The organism is Thioclava electrotropha (genome assembly GCF_002085925.2).
Taxonomy (GTDB): Bacteria; Pseudomonadota; Alphaproteobacteria; order Rhodobacterales; family Rhodobacteraceae; genus Thioclava; species Thioclava electrotropha.
On sequence record NZ_CP053562.1, the window covers coordinates 449,616 to 470,748 of the forward strand.

Annotated in this window: 24 protein-coding genes; 9 read left to right on the plus strand and 15 right to left on the minus strand. The window is 63.9% G+C overall.

Features of this window, described 5'->3' with window-relative positions; all coding sequences use genetic code 11:
• Nucleotides 1-114 precede the first annotated feature (114 nt).
• The 4 genes from AKL02_RS02230 to AKL02_RS02245 all read left to right on the plus strand — a co-directional run bounded on the left by AKL02_RS02230 (nt 115) and on the right by AKL02_RS02245 (nt 2,775).
• A complete protein-coding gene (locus tag AKL02_RS02230) occupies nt 115-942 on the plus strand; it encodes a flagellin N-terminal helical domain-containing protein (RefSeq protein ID WP_078521982.1) in 828 nt (275 codons plus the stop codon).
• A gap of 159 nt (nt 943-1,101) precedes the next feature.
• A complete protein-coding gene (locus AKL02_RS02235; protein ID WP_083077757.1) occupies nt 1,102-1,503 on the plus strand; it encodes a flagellar biosynthesis regulator FlaF in 402 nt (133 codons plus the stop codon).
• Nucleotides 1,504-1,516: 13 nt separating this feature from the next.
• Nucleotides 1,517-1,951 carry a flagellar biosynthesis repressor FlbT gene (locus AKL02_RS02240; protein ID WP_078521978.1) on the plus strand — a complete coding sequence of 145 codons (435 nt, stop codon included), beginning with the start codon at nt 1,517-1,519 and terminating at the stop codon, nt 1,949-1,951.
• The gene (locus AKL02_RS02245; protein WP_083077756.1) at nt 1,945-2,775 is read left to right on the plus strand and encodes a DUF1217 domain-containing protein; all 831 of its coding nucleotides are present in this window, start codon (nt 1,945-1,947) and stop codon (nt 2,773-2,775) included. Before AKL02_RS02240 ends, AKL02_RS02245 begins: the two co-directional genes overlap by 7 nt.
• A 25-nt stretch (nt 2,776-2,800) precedes the next feature.
• Here the strand turns inward: AKL02_RS02245 and AKL02_RS02250 are convergent, their stop codons facing one another.
• The 5 genes from AKL02_RS02250 to fliF all read right to left on the minus strand — a co-directional run bounded on the left by AKL02_RS02250 (nt 2,801) and on the right by fliF (nt 7,547).
• Nucleotides 2,801-3,817, minus strand: a complete 1,017-nt coding sequence (locus tag AKL02_RS02250) for a flagellar motor switch protein FliG (RefSeq protein WP_078521974.1) — start codon at nt 3,815-3,817, stop codon at nt 2,801-2,803.
• 124 nt (nt 3,818-3,941) lie between these two features.
• Entirely contained in the window at nt 3,942-4,781 is an 840-nt protein-coding gene (fliP, locus tag AKL02_RS02255) for a flagellar type III secretion system pore protein FliP (protein WP_232621695.1), read from the minus strand.
• Between the two features lie 20 nt (nt 4,782-4,801).
• Nucleotides 4,802-5,203, minus strand: coding sequence for a FliM/FliN family flagellar motor switch protein (locus AKL02_RS02260; RefSeq protein WP_078604338.1), 402 nt, complete (start codon nt 5,201-5,203; stop codon nt 4,802-4,804).
• A complete protein-coding gene (locus AKL02_RS02265) occupies nt 5,204-5,854 on the minus strand; it encodes a FliH/SctL family protein (protein ID WP_083077754.1) in 651 nt (216 codons plus the stop codon).
• 1 nt (nt 5,855) lies between these two features.
• Nucleotides 5,856-7,547 carry a flagellar basal-body MS-ring/collar protein FliF gene (gene fliF / locus AKL02_RS02270; protein ID WP_332836459.1) on the minus strand — a complete coding sequence of 564 codons (1,692 nt, stop codon included), beginning with the start codon at nt 7,545-7,547 and terminating at the stop codon, nt 5,856-5,858.
• Nucleotides 7,548-7,703: 156 nt separating this feature from the next.
• Here fliF and AKL02_RS02275 point away from each other — a divergent pair, with 156 nt between their 5' ends.
• The 4 genes from AKL02_RS02275 to AKL02_RS02290 are packed head-to-tail and all read left to right on the plus strand — an operon-like array spanning nt 7,704 to nt 10,183.
• Nucleotides 7,704-8,240, plus strand: coding sequence for a flagellar basal body-associated FliL family protein (locus tag AKL02_RS02275; protein WP_083077753.1), 537 nt, complete (start codon nt 7,704-7,706; stop codon nt 8,238-8,240).
• A gap of 20 nt (nt 8,241-8,260) precedes the next feature.
• Nucleotides 8,261-9,196, plus strand: a complete 936-nt coding sequence (locus tag AKL02_RS02280) for a flagellar motor switch protein FliM (protein ID WP_165756969.1) — start codon at nt 8,261-8,263, stop codon at nt 9,194-9,196.
• Nucleotides 9,180-9,557, plus strand: coding sequence for a hypothetical protein (locus AKL02_RS02285; RefSeq protein ID WP_083077751.1), 378 nt, complete (start codon nt 9,180-9,182; stop codon nt 9,555-9,557). Before AKL02_RS02280 ends, AKL02_RS02285 begins: the two co-directional genes overlap by 17 nt.
• Nucleotides 9,551-10,183: a MotE family protein gene (locus tag AKL02_RS02290; protein ID WP_083077750.1), complete on the plus strand. Its 633-nt coding sequence runs from the start codon at nt 9,551-9,553 to the stop codon at nt 10,181-10,183. Before AKL02_RS02285 ends, AKL02_RS02290 begins: the two co-directional genes overlap by 7 nt.
• A gap of 54 nt (nt 10,184-10,237) precedes the next feature.
• Here the strand turns inward: AKL02_RS02290 and flhB are convergent, their stop codons facing one another.
• The 8 genes from flhB to AKL02_RS02330 are packed head-to-tail and all read right to left on the minus strand — an operon-like array spanning nt 10,238 to nt 16,428.
• Nucleotides 10,238-11,371, minus strand: coding sequence for a flagellar biosynthesis protein FlhB (gene flhB, locus AKL02_RS02295; protein WP_232621696.1), 1,134 nt, complete (start codon nt 11,369-11,371; stop codon nt 10,238-10,240).
• A gap of 10 nt (nt 11,372-11,381) precedes the next feature.
• Nucleotides 11,382-12,143, minus strand: coding sequence for a flagellar biosynthetic protein FliR (locus AKL02_RS02300; RefSeq protein WP_232621697.1), 762 nt, complete (start codon nt 12,141-12,143; stop codon nt 11,382-11,384).
• Between the two features lie 3 nt (nt 12,144-12,146).
• Nucleotides 12,147-14,237 carry a flagellar biosynthesis protein FlhA gene (flhA, locus tag AKL02_RS02305; protein ID WP_083077748.1) on the minus strand — a complete coding sequence of 697 codons (2,091 nt, stop codon included), beginning with the start codon at nt 14,235-14,237 and terminating at the stop codon, nt 12,147-12,149.
• A 7-nt stretch (nt 14,238-14,244) separates the two neighbouring features.
• Nucleotides 14,245-15,057: a lytic transglycosylase domain-containing protein gene (locus AKL02_RS02310; protein WP_083077747.1), complete on the minus strand. Its 813-nt coding sequence runs from the start codon at nt 15,055-15,057 to the stop codon at nt 14,245-14,247.
• Complete coding sequence (gene fliQ / locus AKL02_RS02315; protein WP_078540262.1) at nt 15,057-15,326, minus strand: flagellar biosynthesis protein FliQ; 270 nt, start codon at nt 15,324-15,326, stop codon at nt 15,057-15,059. Before fliQ ends, AKL02_RS02310 begins: the two co-directional genes overlap by 1 nt.
• A gap of 16 nt (nt 15,327-15,342) precedes the next feature.
• The gene (locus AKL02_RS02320) at nt 15,343-15,663 is read right to left on the minus strand and encodes a flagellar hook-basal body complex protein FliE (RefSeq protein ID WP_083077746.1); all 321 of its coding nucleotides are present in this window, start codon (nt 15,661-15,663) and stop codon (nt 15,343-15,345) included.
• A gap of 7 nt (nt 15,664-15,670) precedes the next feature.
• Nucleotides 15,671-16,081 carry a flagellar basal body rod protein FlgC gene (flgC, locus tag AKL02_RS02325; RefSeq protein ID WP_083077789.1) on the minus strand — a complete coding sequence of 137 codons (411 nt, stop codon included), beginning with the start codon at nt 16,079-16,081 and terminating at the stop codon, nt 15,671-15,673.
• A 20-nt stretch (nt 16,082-16,101) separates the two neighbouring features.
• Nucleotides 16,102-16,428 (minus strand): flagellar basal body rod protein FlgB, encoded by a 327-nt coding sequence (locus AKL02_RS02330; protein ID WP_232621698.1) that lies wholly within the window; start codon nt 16,426-16,428, stop codon nt 16,102-16,104.
• A gap of 131 nt (nt 16,429-16,559) precedes the next feature.
• Here AKL02_RS02330 and AKL02_RS02335 point away from each other — a divergent pair, with 131 nt between their 5' ends.
• Nucleotides 16,560-17,909 (plus strand): FliI/YscN family ATPase, encoded by a 1,350-nt coding sequence (locus tag AKL02_RS02335; protein ID WP_198453237.1) that lies wholly within the window; start codon nt 16,560-16,562, stop codon nt 17,907-17,909.
• 21 nt (nt 17,910-17,930) lie between these two features.
• Here AKL02_RS02335 and AKL02_RS02340 read toward each other — a convergent pair whose 3' ends face one another.
• Together AKL02_RS02340 and AKL02_RS02345 are read right to left on the minus strand one after the other, a co-directional pair.
• Nucleotides 17,931-19,787 carry a tetratricopeptide repeat protein gene (locus AKL02_RS02340; protein WP_083077744.1) on the minus strand — a complete coding sequence of 619 codons (1,857 nt, stop codon included), beginning with the start codon at nt 19,785-19,787 and terminating at the stop codon, nt 17,931-17,933.
• On the minus strand, nt 19,784-21,130 hold the full coding sequence (locus tag AKL02_RS02345) for an FkbM family methyltransferase (protein WP_083077743.1): 1,347 nt from the start codon (nt 21,128-21,130) through the stop codon (nt 19,784-19,786). The genes AKL02_RS02340 and AKL02_RS02345 overlap by 4 nt, the downstream gene beginning before the upstream one ends.
• Nucleotides 21,131-21,133: the final 3 nt, after the last annotated feature.

A 21,133-nucleotide genomic window follows, 5' to 3' on the forward strand; every position in this document is an offset into this window, starting at 1 on the left:
GCCAAAACGTTAACCTGCGCTTAATCTTCGCCCCAAAATTCCTCTCCACGGCTCGCGCCGTTTTTCTGTCAGAAGACGAAAACAAATATCTTTCAGAATGAGGAGTGACTAGAAATGTCGTCCATTCTTACCAATACCTCCGCGATGAATGCTCTTGCGACCCTCCGTGGGGTCAACAAGGGTCTCGAAGACACGCAGAACCGCATTTCGACCGGCAAGAAGATCAACTCGGCGAAAGACAATGCCGCATATTTCTCGATCTCGGAATCGATGAACAGCGACAGCGGCATGTACAAGTCGATCAACGAAGGTCTGACCCTGACCAAGAACTCGGTTTCGACCGCGCGTCTTGGCGCAGAGTCGGTGAAGGATCTCGCCCAGCAGTTCGTCGAGCGTGTTTCGTTCGCTCAGGGCGACGCGGTTGATCATGCTGCGGTTCAGAAGGAACTGCGCAGCATCGTCGATCAGATCGGCACCACGATCAGCCAGGCGACCTTCAACGGCGACAGCCTCGTCGACGGTTCGGCCAACGTGACGGTCGTCACCGGGATCAGCCGCGCAAGCGGTTCCTTCGCGACCACGTCGATGACCTTCCAGGCGGTCGATCTCTCTTCGCTTCAGGCGACGCTGAGCGGGATCGATATCTCTGGTGGTTCGGCGGCGGTTCTGACCAGCGCGCTGACGAGCGCCCAAAGCGCCCTGTCGACGGCCATCGACAACGCGACCTCGCTCGGCGTGGCGGAGAAGTCGCTGGAATCCCAGCAGGACTTCCTCGGCAAGCTGACCGACAAGCTCGACACCGGTGTCGGCAACATGGTCGATGCGGACATGGAGAAGGAGGCGGCTCGCCTTCAGTCCTACCAGGTCCAGCAGCAGCTCGCGACGCAGTCGCTCTCGATCGCGAACCAGGGCCCTCAGAACCTTCTGAGCCTGTTCCGCTAAATCGTGGCGATGAACTGAATGGAAAGGCCCCGTATGTTGCGGGGCCTTTTCTTTTGCCGCGCTTGGGTTGTCTTTTCCGGCAAAGTTTAAAAACGCCTTTAACCGCGCCGTGCTAAGTTCGGCGAAAGAGAAGAAAAGAATATCGAGAGGAGAGCTTGCATGAGCGTCGCCGCGTATAAGCGAACCATTTCCGAAACCGAGTCTCCGCGGCAGATCGAGCGTCGTATCCTGTCACGCGTCACCGGCGAGCTGGAAGCCTTTCTGGCCGACTACGACAGCGCGTCGCAGGCCGGGCGAGGGGCGATCCTCGCGCAGGGTCTGCGCACTGCGCTCTGGGAGAACGAGCGCATCTGGACCGCACTGCGCGATGACCTCGCGGAGCCGGCGAACCAGTTCCCCGCCGAGCTGAAAGCGGCGCTGATTTCTCTCGCGCTCTGGGTCGAGCGGGAGACGCAGGTCGTAATGGGCGGTGGCGGCGCGGTCGCTCCCCTCGTCGAGGTAAATCGCAACATCATCCGTGGGCTCAGCGGCGACGCTGGCGCGCCGGTGGCTGCGGAATAAAGGGGCGCGGGTCATGGCACTACGACTGACGTTGAAACCGAACGAGCGGATCGTGGTCAATGGATGCGTGATCCGAAATGCCAACCGTCGCCAGACGCTTCAGATCGAGAACACTGCCGACGTGATCCGGGCCGAAGATCTGCTGGATGAAAACTGCGAGCCGACCCCGGTGAAGCAGGCCTATTTCCTGATCCAGACCGCGCTGATCCGCGCCGATACGCGCGACACGCTAGTGCCGGTCATTCAGGAAAAGCTCGCCGATCTTGCCACGATTTTCAGTGCTCCCGTGGTCGGCGGTGTCTTCGAGGCCGCGAACTGGGTCTCCCAGGGCGATTACTACAAGGCGTTGAGCGCACTGCGCCCGGTCATGCGACGCGAAGAGGAACTGTTCGCGCGCCTCTCCGGAGATGCGAGCCCGGCGGTGGCGCTGGAGGGGGAAGAATGCTGACGATTTCGGGCATGAGCAGCCGCCTCGCGCTGAAACTGATCGACCGGACGCAAGCCAAGCAGCTGGACCAACTGGCGGCAGAGCCCCAGCACGCCCGCGCGATCAGCCGTTTCCGCGAGAATATCGCGGATATCCATACCGCAGCCGATCTGGTGGACAATTACGACGCCTATAGCTTCGTCATGAAAGCCTTCGATCTGGAAGACCAGATGTTCGGCAAGGCGATGATGCGCGAAATCCTGTCGAGCGATTCCGCCGACAAGACCTCGCTGGTGAACAAGCTTACCGATCCGCGATTTCGCAAGCTCTACGATGCGCTCGGGTTCACCAACGGCGGTACGGCGAATACGAATACCTCCTCGACCGCGTGGCAAGACAAGATCGTCGATCAATATGTCAGCCAGCAGTTCATCAATGGTGAAGGCGAGCAGAACGCGACCGTCGGGTCCGTGCTCGAATTCCGCCAGAAGCTCGATGGCGTCAAAACGTGGTATTCGGTCCTGAAAGACAAGGATACGGCGCAGTTCATGCGCACGGCTCTGGGCATCCCCAATGACGTCGTGAAGCTCGATGTCGAGCGGCAGAAACAGATTTTCGAGGACAAGTTCGACATCACAAAGCTCAAGGACCCGAAGGAGGTCGACAATCTGATCTCTCATTTCGTCGCCGTGTCCGATGCGAACAATTTCTCGACCGGCGGGGCGGCGGGGAATGCTGCGGTGACGCTGATGCAAGGTGCGGTTCAGGGCGGCTCGGGCCAGTTCGTGCCCGCGACCTTCGATCTGACCGCGATCGCGACCTTCTCGGCCTCGCGCTACCGGTAAGCATGGCCGCAGATCGCGGCTGGTCTCAGTCGATAATCACGTCGTCATCGTCGAGCGGGATGCGGATCTCGTCATCGCGCGACAGTTCGAGCGCATAGTCCACCAGCGCCGATTGCGCCTCTTGCACTTCGCGCCCGCGCACTGGGCCCATCGCAGTCATTTCCTCGTTCAGCATGTCGCGCGAGCGGGCGGGCAGGGCGCTCAGGAAGTAATCGCGCACCTCTTTCTTGGCCCCGCGCAAGGCGAGCGGAAGCGTTTGCCCTTCGACCCCGCGCATGACTTTGACGAGGCTCTGCTGGTCGAGCTTGCACAGATCGTCGAAGGTGAACATCTTCGCCTTGATCGCGCCGAACGCGTCGGGAATGCGCTTCTCCAGACGCTGGGTGATGTCGTCGAACAGCTTGCTGTCGAGCTTGTTGAAGAGATCGGCCATGCGCTGCTGCGGGTCCGGCCCGGTGTTGCGCGTCGCCGAGCTCATGAACTCTTTCTGCAGCGTCTCCTCGATATTCTGGAAGACGTAGCGCGGCACGGTGTCGATGCCGATCATCCGCTCCAGCACTTCCATCATGCGCTCTTCGCCCAGAAGCGGCAGCACTTTCGAGGCCACCTCGGGTTTCACCTTGCTGAGGATCGCCGCGACCGTCTGATCGTGCTCTTCCTTGAGGTAATTGGCGATGACCTGTTCGTTGAGCGCAGAGAAGTTCTCCCAGATATTGCGCCCCACCAGCGGGCCCTGGATCTCCTGCATGATGTCGCTCACCCGATCCTCGGGCAGGAAGCCTTTGAGCATGCTTTGCGCCATTTCCATCGACCCGACGATACCGCCGCCATCGCCTGCGGTTTCCATGAACTCGCTCATCACCTCTTCCACGACATCGGCGGGAATCGTGCCCAAAGACGAGATCGCGTGGGTGATTGAGTGGATGTCGTAATCGTCGAGCCTCTGCATCAGCCCGGCGCCATGCTTCTCCCCAAGGCAGAGGAAAAGGATTGCCGCCTTCTCTGGGCCGCGGAGTTTCTTGTAATCCCGGGAGGTTTTCATCGTCGGCGCTCGATCTGTTCTGAGGTCTCGGCAAGAATAGCAGTCTATCCTTGTATTCTCAATCAGGATCGCGCGCTATTCTTTGTGGTTGGGCGTTTTATAAGGATAGGGGCGGCGCCGAGGCTTAGCCGCCCCCGCCATAGGCAACATAAGATTGCATCATGCTGCCTGCGAGCATGTACCAGCCGTCGATCAGCACGAAGAAGATCACCTTGAAGGGCAGAGAGATCATCACCGGCGGCAACATCATCATGCCCGCACTCATCAGCACCGAGGCGACGATGAGGTCGATCGCGATGAAAGGCAGGTAGATCAGGAAGCCAATCGTGAAGGCGCGCCGCAGTTCGGAGATCATGAAAGCGGGCACGAGTGTGCGCCAGCTCGCCTCCTCCGCTGTTGCGGGGGCGGGCGTCTCGGGCGCGGGTTCGGCGTTTTGCCCAGCTTCGTTGTCACGGACGAGATCGGCGAAGAGCTTCAGATCCTTCGGGCGCGTATTGGCAAACATGAAGGCCTTGAACGGCGCGCCGATCCCGACGAGCGCCTGTTCCTCGGTCACCGTGTTGTTCAGAAGCGGCCGAAGCCCGCCGGTCCAGGCATCGTCGAAGACCGGCTGCATCACGAAGAAGGTCATGAACAGCGCCATCGCGCTCAGCACCATGTTCGGCGGCGTCTGGTTCAGCCCCAGAGCGGAGCGCAGCATCGAGAAGACGATCACGAAGCGGGTGAAGCTGGTCATGACGACGAGGACGCCCGGCGCGATGCTGAGCACGGTCATCAGCGCGATCAGCTGGATGATCCGCCCGCTCAGGCTGGCGGCGGCGTCGCTGCCCGGGGCGGCATTGTTGAGCCCCTGCGCCAGATCGCCCAGCAAGCCGCCCGCCTCCTGTGCCTCGGCGCTGCCGCTGAACGCGAGCGACGCGGCGAGGGTCAGAACGAAGAGCGGCAGGCCAGCCTTCGCCGTCAAAGAACGCTTCGCGAGGGTGGTCATCGTGTCGGGACGTAGTCTTTGACGATTTCGGTCAGGGTGACGCCGAGGCGGTTCTCGCCCACCTTCACCAGATCGCCGCGCGCGACGAGCCGGTCATTGATCACCACGTCCACCGGCTCGCCGATCTTCTTCTCCAGCTCGATGACCGAGCCGCGGCTCAGGTTGAGAAGCTGCGAGATCGGGATGCGGCTCTGGCCCAGAACGATCTGAACCGAGAGCCCGACATTGAGCATCGCGTTGACGTTCTGCCCGTCACCGTCGCTCGCGGCCTGCTTGCTGGCGAGGCTGTGCAGCAGGCTCTCCGCGGCAGCCGCGCGGGCTTCGTCCTGCGTCGGCTGCGCTTCGGTTTCCGGCGTCTCAGGCGGTTGCGTGGATTCGGGCGTATCGTTGTCGGACATTTACACGGCTTTCCTGATTGGTGTGGCTTGGGGCGAGACGGTCTGACGCAAAGCGATGAGGATGCTGCGGCAGACCGTCTCGAAGCTGTAATCCATCACGCCGTCGTCCCAGTCGGCATGGATGTCGCCATCGGCAAGCGCCGGGTCCGCGACGATGTTCAGGGCGGGGCTGTTCGGCCCGGCGCTGGCCTCGATCACCGGGGTCAGCCCGGCGACATTGGCGGGGGAGAGGCGGATCGTGAGGCTCGGCTTGCGCAGCGCGATTTCCATCGCCCGCCGGATCTGCGTCTCGACCCGCGCGGTCGAGCAGCTCGCGATGAATTCGGGGAAGACCTTCTCGCAAACGCGCAGCGCGAAGCCGCAAAGGTGCCGCTCCAGCGCGGCCTGATGGGCCAGTTGATTGCCCAGAAGCGTCGCGATCTCGGGGGCGAATTTCTCCAGCGCCTCGGTCTGGCGCGCCTCGAGCGAGGCCATGATCTCGGCGGTGGCCTCGCTGCGCCCCTGCGCACGGCCCGCCTCGAACCCCTCGGCGCGCGCAGCCGCCGCTGCCGCATCGAGATCGGCCTGGGTAAACACTTTCAGCCGTTCGGCGGCGCGGCGGGCATCTTCCGCCTGCATCTCTTCATCGAAATCGCGCTGGAAAACCGTCATCTCACGCCTCGTTCAATAGCCAGCCGCGCAGGACCTTGAGGGCCTCTTGCGGCTCGTCTTCGGCGATCTTCTGGATCGCGGAGACCTTGCGCTTCAGGATCGCACCGCTGATCGCGAAATTGGTGATCAGCTCGTCATCCCCGGCGGGGTCGTAGCGCTCCGCACGTTGAACGGGCGCTGCGGGCTCAGCGGCCTCCTGCGTGCGGGGCGCGACGGCGTTGGCGGGCGCGGCGGGCAGGTTGTTGCCGGCAGGCGCCTCCGCCTCCGTCTCGCCTTCCGGGGCTGCGAGCGCCCCGGCGCCGGTCTTCTCGCTCAGCCGGGCGCGCTCGCGGTCGGCCCGGTTCAGCAGCGGACGCAGACCGAAGACAAGCACGGCGACCACGATCAGCAGGGCGAAGACCCAGCGCAGGATCGAGACGATATTGTTCGAAAGCCGCTGCATCAGCGTCGGGCCAACGGGGCCGCCGACCTCCATCGAGTAATCGATGAAGCGCAGGCTATCGACAGAGACGGTATCGCCACGGTTTTGGTCATAGCCGATCGCCGATTTCACCAGCGCGGTAAGGCGGGCGATTTCTTCCGGCGAGCGCTGTTCGTATTTCAGCGACCCGTCGTCCTGAACGTTGTAGATGCCGTTCACCAGCACGGCGACCGAGACGCGTTGCACCGCACCGGCTTCGGTCGTGGTCTCGCGCCGGGTGTTGCCGATCTCGTATTGCACCGACTCGCCGTTCTTGCTGCGGCTGTCGGTCGTGCTGCTCGCGCCCGGGCCGCCAAGCGCGCCGGGGATGTTGTTGCCGGTGTTCACGCCGGAATCGCCGTTCTGCACGCCCTTCTGCTGCTCGGCATTGTTCTGGGTGGAGCGGACGACCTGCTGATCGGGATCGAAGCTTTGCTGAACCACGACTTCGCGCTGGTTGGACAGGTCGACATTGACCTGCACGCGCGCATTGCCGGCACCGACGCGCGCCGTCAGGATCTGCTCGATCGAGCGCGCCATCCGGTCCTCGGTCGCGGCCTTGTTCGACTGCAGCGTCGCTTGCCCGGCCGCGTCGGAATTCTCCGCAAGGATCGTCTCGCCGCTGGCCGAGAGCACCGTCACCCGGTTCCCGTCGAGATTGGGCACCGCCGCCGCAATCAGGTTGCGAATCGCCAGCGCTTCCTTGCGGCTGATCCCGCGAGAAGAGGCGGCGCGCACGATGACGCTCGCGCTCGGATCGGGGCTGGTGCGCGAGAAGGCTTCGCGTTCGGGCAGAACCAGATGGACGCGGGCGCTGCGCACCCCGTCGATGGTCTGGATCGAGCGCGCCAGCTCGCCCTCCATCGCGCGCAGCCGGTTCACATGCTGCATGAAGGTGTTCATGCCGAAGCCGCTCGCATTGTCGAACAGCTCCCAGCCGGGTTCGCCATCCACGGGCAGGTTCTTCTCGGCCAATGCCATGCGGGCGCGGGCAATATCCCCTTCGGGCACCGACACCGAGCTACCGTCTGCGGAAAGCTGCGTCTTGAACCCTGCCTGTTCGAGCGTGTCGACGATTCCGGCGGCGCTGGAGGGCGAAAGCTGGCTGTAGAGCAGCTTGTAGCTCGGGGCGGTCACGACCGAGAGGCCGAAGATCAGCGCGAGAACGCTGACGACACCGACAGCCCCAAGCATCAGGAGCTTGCGCCGTCCCAAGGATTGAAGGTTCTGCAAGAATTGCTGCACGGCGAACACCAGTTATTCTTAATTGATCCTGTAGAGGCTATTCTATCTTTGTATTGCAAGTAAAGTGCGGATGTATATACTTCACGACATCCAGTGAAGATCGGGTTTTATCTTTAAATTCGACGAAGAGAGGCGCGATAGCCGATGATTGATGCGGCCATTGATGAAGAAGAGGTTGCCGAGGCGCCCGAAACGCGCTGGCGGACCTTGCGCGACCATAAGCGTCTCGTGATGGCGGCGGGCGCGCTCGCGGTCGTGGCGATGCTCTGCGGTGGCTTCGTGGCCTTCGGCGGCGTCTCGGCGCTCATCGGGGGGAGCGCTGCAGAGTCGGCCGGGCACGGCGCCTCGGGCGCAGCTGGCGCGGATGCGTTGCTGGATTTCGACGACATCGTGGTGAACATCACCGAGACGGCCGCAGACGGCACATCCGCCGCGCGCTACCTCAAGCTTCACCTCGCGCTGGTCTATCCCGAATCGCCGGATGCCGAGGCCAAGATGGCCGAGAAGAAGCCCTTCATCCGCGACACGTTCACCGGGTTCCTGCGTCAGATGACGGTCGAGGATCTGCGCGGCAGCATCGGCCTCATCAAGCTCAAGGCGGAACTGCTCAAGCGCGCCCGCGCGGTCGTGGGCGACGACACGCCGAGCGAAATTCTCATCAGCGATCTGGTGGTGCAGTGACGATGGCGGAGCAGGCGGACATGGCGAGGGCGGCCACCACGACGGCAGAGGTCGAAGACGAGATCATCCGCATGTCGATGCTCAATTACGAGCGTCTGCCGATGCTGGACGTGATCTTCGAACGCTTCGTTCTGTCCTTCTCCAGCTCGCTTAAATCGCTGACCGGCTCGGTGCTGGATGTAACACTGGGCGAGGTCGAATACCTGCCCTTCGCCGACGCGATGAAAAGCCTGCCCAAACATGGTTTGATCGCGGTTGCGCAGGCCGATCCCTGGGATGACCAGTTTATCCTTTCGCAGGATCCGGTCTTCCTGTTCTCCGCGCTCGAACTGATGCTAGGCGGACAGCCGTCGGGCCGGGCGAAGGATGCCAAGCACGGCTTCACCACGATCGAGCGCCGGATGGGCGAGCAGGTCGCCGAACGTATCCTTGCCGATATGGCGGTGGGTTTCCGGCAGATTTGCGAAGTCTCATTCCAGGTCGACCGGATGGAGAGCAATCCGCAATTCGCCAATATCGCCCAGCCCAACAGCCCCACGGTCCGCGTGCCGCTCAAGGTCAGCCTCGAAGGCTATCACGGTGAGGTCCACCTGATCCTGCCCTATGCGACGCTGGAACCGGTGCGGCCGTTGCTCACGAAGATCTTCTTCGGGGATCGGCTCGGCGCGGACAGTTCGTGGCGCACGCAGCTGAAGCAGAAGATCGAAGGGTCTTCGGTGGCGCTGACCGCGCAGCTGCACGAGTTGGTGGTGCCGATGCGCGAGATTCTGGACTGGAAAGTCGGGGACACGCTCGATCTCGGGATCGACGAAAGCCATCCGGTCCTGTTGCTCTGTGCCGGGAGCCCGGTTCTCGAAGGCGAAATGGGCAAGAAGCAAAACGGGTCGATGGCACTGAAGGTGACCGCGAACCTCATGGGAAAGGACGAGTGGAGCAATGATGTCGATGCTGATTAACGCGATTATTCTCGTGTCTCTTGTCGGGCTGATGGCCTATGGCGTGGTGATCACGCGGCGGGTGAAAAAGCTCATGCTCGTTCTCGAAGAGATGGAGCCGCTCGTCGCGGCCTTCTCCGCGGCCGTCGACAAGTCGCAGCTCTCCGTCGAGGAAATGAAGGACGCGGTGGCCAAGGCGCAGAAAGCGCCCGCGCCCGAACCGGCGCCTGCGCAAGAGGCCGCACCCGCCCTGACCTTCAACTCGCGCCGCGCCGCGCCGAAAGCGCCGATGGGTCTGACCCGCGTGACCGGCAAGGCCGAACTGGTCAAAAGCTTCTTCGAGCAGACCCGCGTGCGCCGGGAGGCGCAGGGCCAATGGTGAAGGGCCGTCCGCTTCAGGTTCTCGTGGGCGTATTGCTGCTCTCTGGCGGTGCGAAACTCGCGACCAGCCTTCCCTCCGACATGATCCCGTTCCCGGATTCGCTGTTGCAGGCCGCGCTTGCCAGCGGAGCGGAGAAGGACGCCGCTGCGACGCCGGCGAGCGATACCTCTGCCGATGCGACCGGTGGCTGCGGCCCGACGCCGGAAGAGCTGTTGATGTCCGTGCGTCAGGAGCGCGACCTCCTCGCCGAGCAGAAGAAGAAACTCGACGCCCGCAGCGCCGAGATCGAGCTTGCCAAGCAGGGTCTCGACACCCAGTCGCAGCACCTGACCGAGTTGAAGGACAAGGTGACCAAGCTGCTCGACCAGGTCGGCAAATCGCATACCGCAGATGTCGATCGCCTCGTGTCGATCTACAAGAACATGAAGCCCGCGGCGGCGGCCTCGATCATGAACGACCTCGATATCGAGGTGACGGTCATGGTGCTGGCCACGATGAAGGAGCGCGACGTCGCCCCGATCATGGCCGAGATGAACCCGGTGCGCGCGCGAGCGGTCTCCAAGATCATTCTCGAACGCTCGAAGCTGCCGGGCGACCAGAAGCTGGTCAACGTCAAGCTAAACTGATCCGCGCGGCGCAGTTGTTGCTGATTGGGGAAAGGGGGCGCGCAGCCCCCTTTTTTAGTCCTCGTCGACCCGCAGGACCGAGCCCTTCGGCGGCGCACGGCGAATGTTGCGGCGCAGGTCCATGACGTAGCCGATGATCTCCGCAACCGCCTGCCAATGCTCGATCGGCACCGTGTCGTCCACGTCGATCGTGGCGTGCAGCGTGCGGGCGAGGGGCTTGTTTTCGACGATCGGCACCTCGTTCTCGCGCGCGATCTGGCGGATGCGCGCGGCCACGGCATCGGCCCCTTTGGCGACGCAAACAGGGGCGGCGTCGCTGCCCTGTTCGTATTTCAGCGCGACGGCGTAATGCGTCGGGTTCGTCACGATCACGCTCGCGGTCGGCACCGCCTGCGCCATGCGTTGACGGGCCCGCTGGCGCGCGATCTCGGCGCGACGGCCCTTGATCTGCGGATCGCCCTCGGAATCCTTCATCTCATCACGGATTTCCTTGAGCGACATGCGCAGTTTGCGCCGCCACTCGAACCGCTTCCAGATAATGTCGCCGATGGTGATCGGCACGAGAAACACCATCGCCGCGCTCAGCAGCCAGCTCGCCCAATGGGCCGCGTAGCTGGGGATATGCTCGGGCAGGAAATTCTCGCCCTGCCAGATCCCGGTGACCGCGCGTTTGGCGACCCAGAGCGCGAGCGCGCCGATAACCAGAACCTTGGTGATGCTTTTCGCGAATTCGACCAGCGCGCCGGGCGAGAACATCTTCTTGAGCCCCCCGAGCGGCGAGAGCTTCGACAGTTTCGGCTTCATGCGCTCGGACGAGACCACGGTTTCGCCCTGGATCAACACGCCGAACAGCGCGGCCAGAAGCATCACGCCGAAAATCGGGGCGGCCCATCCGGCGATCTCGCCGAAAAGCAGGCTGAGGATGTCGCCGATATCGCGCGCACCTGCCGACCCCTGGCCGATCGTCACCTGGCCCGCCCCTGCGAAGACCTGACCGAGCGATGTCATTGCGCGGCCCGCGACGACCGGAAGGACGAACACCACGATGAGCAGCAGCGAGAAGACCGACATCATGTTGCCGGTCTCGCGCGAGGAGGGCACGTCGCCTTTCTCGCGCGCCGATTTCAGCCGCTTGTCTGTCGGCTCTTCGGTCTTCGAGGATTTGTCCTGTTCGTCGCCTTCGGCCACTGCGCGCTCCTTAGGGTATGACGAAAGTGCCGAGCCAGTCGGTGAACTGGCCGAGGAAGACATGCAGCATGCTGGGCGAGGCCGCCGCGAGGATCAGAAGGCCCGACGCGATCAGCGCGGGCGCTGCGACGAAGAAGACCGGCAGCGCGGGCATCATCCGGTTCGCAAGCCCCATCCCGAGATTGAAGATCAGCCCCATGACGAAGAATGGGGCCGCGATCGCCGCCCCGATATAGAGGCTGGCAGATGCGGCTTTGACGATCTGCTTCGCCATGTCGCCCAGCAGAAGCGTGCCCGGCGGGAAGACGTCGTAGGAATAGAGCAGCGCGCGGATGATAATGTGATGCGTATTCGTGACGAAGATCAGGGCAACGCCGGAAATCAGCAGGAAACTCGCGATCATGGTGGAGCCCTCGAACGAGCCGAGGCTGGGCGCGAAAGCATTGGCGAGGCCCGAGACCTGCCCGGCCTGATGGCCCGCGAATTGCAGCGCGCTGAACAGCACCCGCGCGGTCAGCCCGATCCAGAGGCCCGTAGTCACCTCGAGGCCGAGATAGATCGCGAAGGTCACGAGATTGTCGGGCTGCATCGGCAACACCGGCGTGGCGGGATAAAGCGCGAGGCTGAACACCACCGCCATCGCCAGACGGCTGCGGGTCGGCACCTGCATCTCGCCGAAGCCCGGCATGAACATCAGCGCGCTGCCCAGCCGGGCAAAGACGATGAGATAGCCGAAGAGCTGTCCGTCGAGAAATGCGCTCAGCCCGCTCACCCCTCAGGCCCCGATCGTCCCGACCGTCTTCATCGCGGCCTTCCGGTGGACCTCGTTATGCGAGATCACCTGCGTCATCGGGCTGACCCGCTCGAGCATCGAGCGGACATAGCCACGCACTTCCGGCGCGACCATCAGGGCGGGCCATTCGTCGCGTGCCGCGTGGCGCTGGATTTCCTGACGGGCCTCCAGCACGAATTCCTGCACGCGCTGCGGCGACATCAGGAAGGTCCGGTCCTTGCCGTTGATCTTCACCGCCTCGCCGAATTCATGCTCCCACGCCCCCGACATCGTCAGCACCGGCACGAAGCCCGAACCATCCGCCAGCGCGCGGCAGATCTGGTTCGCAAGGCGCGCACGGACCCGCTCGGTGATCACGGCGGGGTTGGTGCTCGACGGCGCGGCCTCGGCCACGGCCTCGATGATCAGCGGCAGGTTGCGGATCGAGATCCGCTCGGCCAGCAGCGATTGCAGCACCTGTTGCAGCAGGATTTCCGGCGCGGAGTTGGAGATGTCGCTCGCGAGTTTCTGGTAGTCGCGGTCCAGCTCGGCCAGAAGCTTCTTCACCGCGCCATAGGTGAGCAGTTCGGACATATGCTCCTTGATGATCTCGGTGAGGTGGGTGGTGATCACGCTCTCGGGGTCGACGACCGTATGGCCCTGCTGTTCGGCCTCGGAGGCGCGGGCTGGGTCGATCCAAACCGCACTCAGCCCGAAGGTGGGCTCCTTGATCCGTTCGCCGGGCAGCTTCACCTGATCGCCGGACGGGTCGATCACCATCACCAGATTGGGGCGCAGCTCGCCTTTCGCCGCTTCGACTCCCTGCACGAGGATCGAATAGCTGTTCGTCGGCAGCATCGGGTCGTCCTTGATGCGCACCGAGGGCAAGACGAAGCCGTAATCCTTCATGAAGAGATTGCGCAGGCTTTTGACCTTGCCGGGCAGGGCGGCATCCATGCTCGAGATCAGCGGCACCAGTCCTGCGCCGAGGCTGAGGCGCAGCTCGTCGAGCTTGAGTTGCTGCTGCGTCGTCTCCGCCGAGGTCTCTTCCATCTGGGCCGCGCGGGCCTCCGCCGCCGCCTCGTCGCTGGCGCGCAGGGCGGCCTGTTCCTGCATCAGCCAGCCGAGACCGGCGAGCAGCCCGGCCAGCGCGAAAAACACCACAATGGGGAAGCCGGGCAGCAGGCCGATCCCGAACAGCAGCACCGCCGCCATGTAGAGCGCCTTGGGGAAGTTCGACAGCTGCCCCAGCACCGCCTCGTTCGCCGCGCCCTCGGTGCCGCCTTTCGTGACGATCAGGCCTGCCGCCAGCGAGACCACCAGCGCCGGGATCTGTGTCACGAGGCCGTCGCCGATCGTCAGAACGGTGTAATTGCCCGCCGCCTGAGAGACGCTCAGCCCGTGCTGGACGACCCCGATCAGAATTCCGCCCACAACGTTGATCAGCGTGATGATGATCCCCGCCACCGCATCGCCACGCACGAATTTCGACGCACCGTCCATTGCACCGAAGAAGCCGCTTTCGTCTTCCAACTCCTTGCGGCGGCGCTTGGCCTCAACCTCGTCGATCAGCCCGGCACCGAGATCGGCGTCGATCGCCATCTGCTTGCCGGGCATCGCGTCGAGCGAGAAGCGCGCGGAGACCTCGGCGATCCGGGTCGAGCCCTTGGTGATGACGACGAAGTTGATCACCACGAGGATCGCGAAGATCACGATCCCGATCACGAAATCCCCGCCCACGATGAAGCGCGAGAACCCTTCGATGACGCCGCCCGCCGCGCCGGGCCCGGTATGGCCCTGGCTGAGAATGAGCCGCGTCGAGGAGATGTTGAGCGACAGCCGCAGCATCGTCACCACGAGCAGCAACGTCGGGAAGGAGTTGAACTCCAGCGGCTTCGGAATCCACAGCGCCACCATCAGGATCAGCACCGACAGCGACAGCGAAATCGCGAGGCCGAAATCGAGGATGATCGGTGGCAGCGGGACGAACAGCATCCCGAGGATCAGCGTCACGCCAATCGCGAAGCCGATATCGCGGTTCTTGATCCCAAGCCCTACGAGGTTCTTGCCGAAACTGGTCTGATTTTGGCTCATCCGTCGCTCAATTCGTTCGCGTGAAATTGGGAAGCACGGGTTGCAGGTCGTTGGTCGAATAGATCGACAGCCGCATGTCCTGATCCGCCGTCAGGTCAGCCGACCAGAAGACGGGAAGTTTCCGGCGCGCAGGGCGAGGCGAGGTGCTCGGCGCGGGCGCGTCCACGGGGGCGGCCCCGGCGAGCTGGACGAAATAATCGCCACGTTTCTGCGCCACCGCGAGATTACGCTTCAGCGCGGTCAGATAGGTCTGGCGCGCCTCCGGGGTGAAGGAGTGATAGGAGCCCGCAGCAATCCACCAATCCCCCGTCCGCCGATGCAGATCGACCAGAAACCGCGCGGCATAATCCACATTCGCCGCCGGATCGAAGGACTGGGCCAGCGAGTCGAAGGCGTCCGGATGCCATTTGCGGTTCACCTGCATGCAGCCCGTATCGATTGAGGAGACGCCCGCGGCCTGTTTCTGGTGCACCCACGCCATCGCGGCCTCGCGGCTGTCGAAAATCCGGCCCTCACCCGCGGCGTTGACGCTCCACGGCCAGACCGTTAGGCGGCCTTCGTTGCGAAACCCCGCCTCCTGCAGCCCGATCGCGAGCAGCAGGTTGTCGGGGATGCCGTAGCGGTCCTGCGCCGCGAAAATCTGGCGCAGGCATTGCTGGTCATTGCCTAGGGTGGCGGGGAGAGGCGTGGTTGCCTCGGGCACGCTGGGGCGGCTGGAGGTGTAGAACCCCGCCCAGCCTTCGGCCCGTGCGGGACCTGTCGCGGCGAAGCTCGCAACCGCAAGTGCCGCCAAGGCCTGAAGCCACCCCGCCCGCGCCATCACGCGGGTCCGTTCATGATGAGATCGAAGACGGTGTCCGACAGATGCGACAGCGTCGCGTAGATGAAGGGCAGGGCGAGGACGAGACCGACGAAGATCGCGACGATCTTCGGCACGAAGGTCAGCGTCATCTCCTGAACCTGGGTCAGCGCCTGAAAGATCGCGATGCCGAGCCCGACGAGCAGCGCGAGCGCAAGAATAGGGCCAGCCCCCATAAGGATCGTCCAGATCGTGTCCGACATGATCGCATAGACATCGGCTTCTTCCATGTCGCCCCCGCCTGCCTCAGATCGGCATCCGCATGATTTCCTGATAGGCCTCGACCAGCTTGTCGCGCATCGCCACCGTGACCTTGACGGTGGATTCCATCGCCATGGTCGCCTCGACGACCTGCTGCGTGCTTGCCTGCCCGGTCAGCCCCGCCTGCGCGGTCGTATCGGCAGCGCGCATCGTCTGCACCGCCTCTTCGGCGGCGCCTTTGAGCATGTCGCCGAAGCTCTGCCCGGCAGATTTTGCTTCATGTGCGGAGGCCGGGCCGCCGCTCAGGCTGCGCGAGGCGCCATAGGCGCCCCGGATCGCTGCATTGGAGAGGACTGGATCGCTCATGCTTCACCTATTTCAGGAGGTCGATCATCTCGCGGCGCATCTGGCGACCGGTCTCGAGCATGTTCAGGTTGGCTTCGTAGCTGCGCGCGGCTTCGCGCATGTTGCTCATCTCGATGATCGGATTGACGTTCGGCAGCTTCACGAAGCCGTCGGCATTGGCGGCCGGATGAGCAGGGTCGTATTTCAGCACGAAATCAGACGTGTCGCGGCCGACATCGGTCACATCGACCATCGAGGCGCCCGAGGCGTCGTCGACCAGCTCGCCGAAGGAGATGGTCTTGCGGCGATACGGATCCGCGCCCGGCGTCGAGCCGGTCGAATCCGCGTTGGCCACGTTTTCGGAGACGACCTTCAGCCGCTCCCCCTGCGCCCGCAGCCCGCTTGCCGCGATCGCACCGATTGATTTCAGAGGGTCCATGCTCATGGTGTCTCCTCGCGTTATTCCTTGCCGCTGGCGGCATTGAGAAGTTGATAGGCCTTGCGATAGAGGTTCGCCGCCAGCCGGTATTGATCGGCATTCTCGCTCGCCATCACGGATTGCTGCTCCAGCGCCACGTCGTTGCCGTCGAGGCTGCTGTCCCAAGCGCCGCTGCCGCCCACGGTTTCGACCGTGGTTTCGTGCAGCGGGCCGCCCGCCGAGCGGTTCGCGTCGCTCTTCTCGAGGAAGCTCTGGAAGTCGGTCACATCCCGCGCGCGATAATTCGGCGTGTCGGCATTGGCGATGTTCTCGGCCAGCACCTTCTGGCGGGCCGCAAGCCACTGCATCCGATCCGATGCGAGGTTAAAAAAGGATATCGTATCAAGTTTCACGTTGGATCGCTCCGTTTTCATGGATAGTATATCGGTATGAGAATGGATTGGTAGGGTTTATCCTTGTGAATACGATTTTTTCTTCCTTGAATTATGCGGTTGATGAGGCCGACGAGGCAAGAATTGTCGGTCATGTCCATTCGGTCACGGGCCTGTCGCTGACTGTCGTCGGGCTCGAACGCGCGATGGGAATCGGTCAGCGGTGCATCGTGCACGGGCGGCGCGGTCCCGTTCTCGCCGAGGCGGTCGGGTTGAACGAGGCCGGAACCCGCGTTCTGCCGTTCGGCAGCTGGGATGGCGTCTCGGTGGGGGATCGAGTCGAACTCGATCAGCACGGCGATCTGATCCATCCCGATGAAAGCTGGATCGGTCAGGTCGTGGATGCGCTGGGCCGCCCCGTACGCAGCGGCACGGGTTGGACTCCGGGCGAGACGGCGCGCGACCTCAAGGCCGCCCCGCCGCGCGCCTTCGACCGCAAGCGGGTCGGCGCGAAGCTGGAGACGCAGGTCAAGGTTTTCGATATCTTCACCCCGATCTGCCGGGGCCAGCGCATGGGCGTCTTCGCGGGCTCTGGCGTCGGGAAATCGACGCTGATGGCGATGCTCGCGCGCAACACCGATACGGATATGATCGTGATCGGGCTCGTGGGCGAGCGTGGTCGCGAGGTGCAGGACTTCATACAGAACGATCTGGGCCCGGAGGGCATGGCGCGCGCGGTCGTTGTCGTGGCGACGGGCGACGAGCCGCCCTTGCTGCGCCGTCAGGCAGCGTGGACTGCCACCGCCGTGGCCGAGCATTTCCGCGATCAGGGCAAGCAGGTGCTGCTGCTGATCGATTCCGTCACCCGCTTCGCGATGGCGCAGCGCGAGATCGGCCTGTCGGGGGGCGAGCCGCCGACCACCCGTGGCTACCCGCCGACCGTCTTTGCCGAGCTGCCGCATCTTCTGGAACGGGCCGGGCCCGGCGTCGAAGAGACGGGCGATATCACCGGGCTCTATACCGTTCTGGTGGATGGCGACGACATGAACGAGCCCATCGCCGACACCGTGCGCGGGATCGTGGACGGCCATATCGTGCTCGACCGCCACATCGCCGAGCAGGACCGCTACCCGGCGGTGAACGTGCAGAAAAGCATCTCGCGGATGCTACCCGACTGCCACACCGATGCCGAGCATCGCATCATGCAGGCAGCCCGGCGCGCGCTCGGAAAATACGCGGATATGGAGGATCTGATCCGGGTGGGCGCCTATCGCCCCGGCGCCGATCCCGACACCGATGCCGCAATTCGTTTCCACCAAAGCGCGACGGTGTTCTTCTCGCAGCGGAAATCGGAGCAGCTTGGGTCGATGCGGGCCTTCGCGGAAACCTACAGGCTGCTACTGGAAGCGGGTTTCGACGTGCCGCTTCCCGAAGAGGTGGATGGCGAGGGCGCGTAAGCCCTCGGTCCTGAGCGGCGCTTAAAGCGCGGCGATCTCGGAGAGTGGACCGCTCCAGTCGCCAAGCTGCGTCTGGCGATGAAGCTGCAGATTGCCATACCAGCGATCCGGGCTTCCGTGACGGCCCCAATACCACATGCAAGCCGCCCCTTTCGGGATCAGCACATGGCTGTCGGGATGCCCCAACGCGCCGCAGACATGGGCAGTGGTGTTGTCGATGCTCACCACCCGGTCGAGCGCCATGATCTGCGCCGCGAACCCGTCGAGATCGGCGAGCTGGTCGATCTCTGGATCATCGAAAAGCGTCAGATCGGGACGGGTGCGGGCGGCCTGTGCAAGCTCTGCTTCCCGGTCGCCGTATTGCAGGTTCACCACCAGCGCACCCTCGGGCAGCGCCGCCAGCAGAGTCTCGAGCGCGAGGGAGCGATGCGCGCCGGTGATCGGGTCGTTGCTGTGCCAGGCGATGCCAACGACCGGGCCGCCTTGCGCCATCTCGCGGTAGCGGGCGCGGATCGCCTCGACCCGCGCGGCATCCGCGCGCAAATAGCCGCCAAGCGGCTGTTCCGCTAGCGCCTCGACGCTGAGATAGCGCACCAGATCGCCCACGAAGATCATCTCTTCCGGCGCGACGTTCATCTTGTCGACCTCGGTGGTCTCCGCGAAATCGACGCCAAGGCCGCAGCGCTCGATCAGCGGCTTCATCCTTGCCTCGCCCACGAAAGTCACCTTCGCCCCAGGGGGGAGGGGGGCTCGGTCGATGATCGGCAGCAGCGCAAGCTGATCGCCGATCCCCTGCTCGTCGACCAGAAAGAGACGCTCGCGCGCGGTGAGGCGATCGGGTTCGGAGTTCTCGTAGGGAATACGGCGGCGGTTCGCCTCGGGTTGACGTCCCGCGTAGTAAGGCGCGCCGCCAGCGAAATCGCCCTGTCCCATCAGGAAGGTGCCATAGGCGCGCTTCACCCAGAGCCCGCCGCCATCGACAAGATGCAGCGCCTCCCGGAAGGCAATATGCGCCTCATGGAACGCCTCGCGGTCGAGGTGGCAATTGGCGGAAAACCCGAGGGCACGCTGAAACTGGTCCGGATCCTGGAAGCGATGCGAGAGCGTCTCGAGCGCGCGCGGGATGTCACCCAGCGCCCGCAGCGCGGCCATGCGCAGGGTCACGATTTCGTCGCGATGCGCGTTCCTTTCCTCAAGTTCGGACAGCAGGGCGTCAGCTCCGGCGATGAGACCCTGATAGTCCTGCCGAAAGAGTTTCGCCTTGAGCAGGCCGATCCGGTTGGAAAGCGGCTGCGGGGCGAGACGCGCGGCTTCCTCATAGGCGGGCGCGGCCTCGGCGTTACTTTCGCCGGAGGCAAAGGCATCGGCGGTGATGAGCCACATCTCGGCCGTTTTCATGCGCTGAGCCATCTTGCGCAGATTTCGTCCGGCCGTGGTCGAGCGGTCGAGGCGCCCCATCAGATCGGCATAAAGGCGGGCCATCGGAACGTCTTCGCTCCCACGCTCGATCGCCTGCGCGAACAGATCGATGGCCGCGAAGATGTCGGCCTTCAAAACCCGCGCTTTGCCTAGCCCCGCCAAACCCATCGCATCGGTGGGTGCAATCAGCAGCGCGCGGTCAAAGAACTGCGCGGCCGCCTCCGCTTCGCGGCGATCCAGCGCCACGGTGCCCAACACGAGCCACGGGTGGCGGTTGGCCGGGTGCGTCTGGCTGACGTCATGCGCCAACCGGGCGGCTTTCGGACCATCAGCCGCAGCCAGCGCCTCGTAGGCTTCGTGCATCGTCAGCGCCGCGGCGCCGTCCGCGATACCATAATACTTCGAGGCCTTGGCGGCCCGGGCGCGCCGGTCCTTGCGCGAGAGGGTTGTCTGGGTCATGCGCGTTCCCTCGGAATGGCGAAGTAGTCGATCGAGTGGACGTAGAACACGCTGTCGATCAGCACGTAATCATGCGCGCGGCACCACTCCTGCGCGAAGGCGAGGAGGTTGTCGCGGCGGGTCTCGACCCAGATCAGCGGGCGGTCGCGCGCGATCAGCGCCTCGGCCCCGGCGAGCACATCGAGCTCCATTCCCTCTGCGTCGATCTTGAGAAAATCGGCGCGTGCATCGGCCATCAGCGCGTCCAGCGTCACGACCTTCAGCTCGCCCGCCTCGTCGGCGACCAGTGTCGTGGCCCCGAGGTTGTTCTCCTCCGTCGTCTCGGCGCGGAAGCTGCCCTCCGCGCGTCCGACGCCGAAGCCCATGCCGCGCCGGTCGATCAGGTCTCCGATCCCGTTCGCGGCGATATTGCCTTCCAGAAGCGTCAAGGCGGCGGGGTTCGGCTCCACCGGATAGATGCGCGACGGGTCCAGGTGCTGCGCATACCAGACGACGTGATTGCCGATATTCGCGCCGACCTCGACGATATGCGGGTGCGCCACGCCGATCAGATCGCGCAGTTTCTCGAGCGAGCTATCCTCGAAGAACCGCCCCTGAAGATGAGTGTTCTGAATGATGTCGAGCGGATTGGTGATCTGCATCTTCGCAGCCACGCCCCGATGTTCGAGCTGCGCCCAGACCGGATCGCGCTCGACCGCGTCGGCCCACATCCGCTCGACCTGCCGGGCCCAATCGGCCCCCGTCGCAGAGCGTGGACCGGTGGAATGCTGGTCGCGGCGATTGACGAAGAAGATCTCGGGGCGTTTCGCGCAATTCCCGGTCTGCCAAAGCTGCAGGTAGAGCTTGTAATCCTCGCCCGTATCCATCGCTTCGTCGAAGCCGAAGCGCGCGACCAATTCGGTGCGGATGAACGCGCCGATCTGAACCGCGAAGAAGGGCGGGGTGGCGAGAAACTCCGCATAGGCGGAAATCTCGGCCGGTTGACCGTCGCGCAGTTGCGGCTCGCCCGCCGCGTCGAATTCGCAGATCAGACCCCAAAGTGCGTCGAGATCAGGCTCCGCTGCAAGGCGCGCGCCGAAGGCCTCGAAGGCGTTCGGGGTGAGAACGTCATCCGCATCGAGGAAGAAAATCCACGCGATGCCTGCCTCCTGTGCCTGCCGGATCGCGGCGTTGCGGCGCGCAGACCGGCCGTGCAGCCCTTGCGTGTCGTCCATCGCGTAGTGATGGATCCGGTCGAACGGGCCCTTGGAAAAGCCGATCGCGGTCTCGACGGAAGGCGCGCAGCTTTCCTCGAACAGTGCACGGTGGCCGGGGCCTATCGGGGTGATGATGGCGCAATCCATGGC